The organism is Massilia sp. X63 (genome assembly GCF_041023745.1).
Lineage (GTDB): Bacteria > Pseudomonadota > Gammaproteobacteria > Burkholderiales > Burkholderiaceae_D > Telluria.
The window spans coordinates 1-3,825 of sequence record NZ_JBFTEF010000035.1 but is presented as its reverse complement, the minus strand read 5'-3'; the positions used below and the strand labels follow the sequence as shown (position 1 = coordinate 3,825).

The window sequence follows — 3,825 nt, the reverse complement described above, 5'->3', positions numbered from 1 at the left end:
TGCTGGTCTTGCCGAGGACTAGAAAAACAGGTTGGTTACGGCCGGGCGCTTCCATGCACTTCTGGATTCGCTTTGAAACGTACAATCCGGCTTACCGATCCAGTTCATGAGTTTTTACACGGCCTGGACCCAAAGCGGACGTTTTTCCACTTCTGACCTTGGCTACTCCCACTCACTTACGTCGTCCATTGAACAGCGTGGCAGCAAGTGCAACGATGGCGACAAGCGGAATTGCGCAGATAGTCGCTAAGACCCAACCAATCGATGCGTATGGAAGCCACGTGCTCCAGTGAATCACGCCCTCGCAGTGAAACTCACACTGCGGATTGTGTTGCCAAGCGCTGTACAAAAAGAATCCAGCAATCACGAGGCCTATAGCGACAACGAATCCGAGCACCACGACTAAACATTTGAATGTAGTTTTCACCGACTGCTGCTCTTTCATTAGTGGAACTGATCGCTGTTCCCTGTTAGGTCCGCTTCTGGCCGAACCCGGCCGTTCGGCTCAGCATTGCAGGTTGCCAGGGCCGAAAAATCGCAGACTGTCACGAAAGACCTGAACCGACCTAAAGCAGACACTCAACAATCTGTGAAACGTCAAAGCATCCAGGACATTGTGGAGATCAATCCAGATGAAACTCGTCGTTCTTAATCGCTGTAAGGGCACGTCTGGCCTTGGAGAATACAACGCAATCTCGAATGGTAGTCCAGAGACAAAACGCAAGCACGAGTAAGCCCGCTACACTAACGTTCAGTGACTGTTTACTCCAGGCAAGCAAGGCGGCGGCCAATGGAAATGACGACAAAAAGAAAAACACCTGAGGTCCGCGACTCCAGCAGGCAATTTCACCAGTACCATGGTTGAGCCACCCCAACAGGGTCTGCCAGTTATCGCTTTCTTCAAGGAGCACGGATACCGTCATGCCACTCTCAACTTTGGGCTTGCCTGGAAGTGCGACGCCAAATTGGCTTGTTTCGCCGCTTTGAAAGCTGAAGAAGGTGCATGGCTGCCTGCCTCGCGACAGCCCTGTCGTGATATCGAAGACACGATCGATCGTGATGGTAATGCGCTGCATGTCAATTGCTTGCTTTCAACTGCGTCGAATAGCCGACGTACTTTGTCTCCAAGGCAAAACACGTCTTCGGACGGGAAGGTCTTGCTTCTGGCCGATCACGGCCCTTGAGCTCAGCATGGCAGGTGGCCATCGCCGGAAAATCGCAGACTGCCACGATGGACCGGATCCGACCCTTGGCGGAAGCTCGTAGGTTTTTAAAGCGATTATTCCGCATCCAGATCAAGCCGGGTCGCGCAGCGGCCTTTGCTTGCTTGACCTGTCAGGCTTCTCGATCAGGGAATCGGAGTCTCTCCGATGCTCTTTGGCGCCATACCAAATGCCGAGGCCAGGACCGAGCGCCTCATAGGCGCCAGGTAGAACCGGTGCTGAGTAAATCCTGGCTACTGCTAGCTTGTTCCTCACATGCCGGTGAATTTTTCCTGAAATCAAGCGCATAGCAGGCCAATCGATGTCGTCGGTTGGCAAAGCGCTGCGCTGTAGCGCGCCTGCCTCATTCCAGTGGCTGAAGCTCGAAGAATGAAGGAGTCCGCCCTCAATGCGCCCTTGCGCGAATTGCATGAGACCTGATCCTTCCAATGAGGTTCTATGAGCGCCAATTTCCGGACGGAGCTTGAAAGTCTTGAAGATCGGGGAATTGGTCACGGCCGGAGACCATGACCTGAGCAAGAAACATCCACCTTCGCGCTCATGCGCGATTGATCGTAAATCGTCGACGCAGCTTAGTTTTCTGATGTCGTGGTCCACCCGAGAATAGGCTTCATAGACAATCAGGTCGGTCTCCGAAAATACAAACTGCATCACGTTGTAAAAATCTTCGTCAAGACCAAAGAAGTCGAGTTGCGCCATACAAATCAATCCTTAGAATTTGCCATTCGAAGAAATCATGCTTTGTGTCTCGTAGAACGTATCTCTATCACTTACGCTAATGATGCAAGCTTGGGCTTCCGGTGGCCGCTCATGGCCGATGACGGCCCTGCGTTGAAGTCCAGTGTACGGCGCAGCTTGTTGTACTGACAAGCGGGATTTTGGCAGCGATCATCGTCCCCCTGTATCAGGCGGGCTCCTGTCCGGTACGAAGCGGCCGGATATGGCACAATCAGCTTTCCATACGAACGACCGAACGCAAAATGAAACCATTCGAACCGAACCTTTCCTCCCTGGCTGTCGCACGCGACGTGCTGCTGACGCCATTCGGCCTCGACGAGGGCAAGCTGCTGAACGCGCTGGGCTCGATGTTCACGCACAAGGTCGATTACGCCGACCTGTACTTCCAGTTCACCAAGAGCGAGGGCTGGAGCCTGGAAGAGGGCATCGTCAAGACCGGCAGCTTCTCGATCGACCAGGGCGTCGGCGTGCGCGCCGTGTCGGGCGACCGCACGGCCTTTTCGTATTCCGACGACATTTCCGAAGCGGCGCTGCTGGATGCGGCGGCCGCCACCCGTACCATCGCCCGCGCAGGCAGCGGCCGCGTCAAGATCGCCAGCGCGGCGCGCCCGACCGGCGGCCGCTCGCTCTACCTGCCGCACGATCCGCTGGCCTCGCTCGACGCGACCGCGAAGGTGAAGCTGCTGGAGCGCGTCGAGAAGATGGCGCGCGCCAAGGACCCGCGCGTGGTGCAGGTGATGGCCGGCCTGGCCGGCGAGTACGACGTGGTGCTGGTGGTGCGCAGCGACGGCGTGCTGGCGGCCGACATCCGTCCGCTGGTGCGCGTGTCGGTCACCGTCATCGCCGAGCAGAACGGCCGGCGCGAAGTCGGCTCCTCCGGTGGCGGCGGACGCTACGACTACGGCTACTTCAGCGACGAACTGCTCGACAAGTATGCGACCGAAGCGGTCAAGTCGGCCTGCGTCAACCTGGAGGCGCGTCCGGCGCCGGCCGGTCCGATGACCATCGTGCTCGGCCCGGGCTGGCCCGGCGTACTGCTGCACGAGGCGGTGGGCCATGGCCTGGAAGGCGACTTCAACCGCAAGGGTTCCTCGGCCTACGCCGGCCGCGTCGGTGAGCGCGTGGCGGCCAAGGGCGTCACCGTGGTCGACGACGGCACCCTGCAGGACCGCCGCGGCTCGCTCAACATGGACGACGAGGGCAACCCGACCCAGTGCACCACCCTGATCGAAGACGGCATCCTGAAGGGCTATATTCAGGACACCATGAACGCGCGCCTGATGAAGATGCCGGTCACCGGCAACGCACGCCGCGAATCCTTCGCCCACCTGCCGATGCCGCGCATGACCAATACCTACATGCTGGCCGGCGACAAGGATCCGGACGAAATCCTGGCCTCGGTCAAGAACGGCCTGTATGCGGTCAACTTCGGCGGTGGCCAGGTCGACATCACCAACGGCAAGTTCGTGTTCTCGGCCAGTGAAGCCTACATGATCGAGAACGGCAAGATCAGCTATCCGGTCAAGGGCGCGACCCTGATCGGCAATGGTCCGGAAGTGATGAACAACATCTCGATGATCGGCAACGACATGCGCCTGGATTCGGGCGTCGGCGTGTGCGGCAAGGAAGGCCAGAGCGTGCCGGTCGGCGTCGGCCAGCCGACCCTGCGCATCGACGGCGTGACCGTGGGCGGTACTGCCTGAGGGGCTGCGCTGCAAGGAAAACCGGCCTGGCGGCCTAATGCCGTTCAGTTAAGACTGAACGGCATTTTATTTTGTCGTTGTAAACGCGCGGCAACGCTGTTAACCTTCGTCGCCATGTTCGACGACACTCTACATTTCCTGGCGAATCACCTCGAGGCTCC

The 3,825-nt window shown here is 58.3% G+C and carries 3 protein-coding genes; 1 reads left to right on the top strand and 2 read right to left on the bottom strand.

What is annotated here, in order from left to right:
• Positions 1 to 623 precede the first annotated feature (623 nt).
• Together AB3347_RS25795 and AB3347_RS25790 are read right to left on the bottom strand one after the other, a co-directional pair.
• Positions 624 to 1,076, bottom strand: a complete 453-nt coding sequence (locus AB3347_RS25795) for a hypothetical protein (RefSeq protein ID WP_369094513.1) — start codon at positions 1,074 to 1,076, stop codon at positions 624 to 626.
• Between the two features lie 219 nt (positions 1,077 to 1,295).
• Entirely contained in the window at positions 1,296 to 1,922 is a 627-nt protein-coding gene (locus AB3347_RS25790) for a hypothetical protein (protein ID WP_369094512.1), read from the bottom strand.
• A gap of 281 nt (positions 1,923 to 2,203) precedes the next feature.
• On the opposite strand from AB3347_RS25790, the gene tldD reads away from it, so the two are divergent.
• The gene (gene tldD / locus AB3347_RS25785; protein WP_369094511.1) at positions 2,204 to 3,664 is read left to right on the top strand and encodes a metalloprotease TldD; all 1,461 of its coding nucleotides are present in this window, start codon (positions 2,204 to 2,206) and stop codon (positions 3,662 to 3,664) included.
• Positions 3,665 to 3,825: the final 161 nt, after the last annotated feature.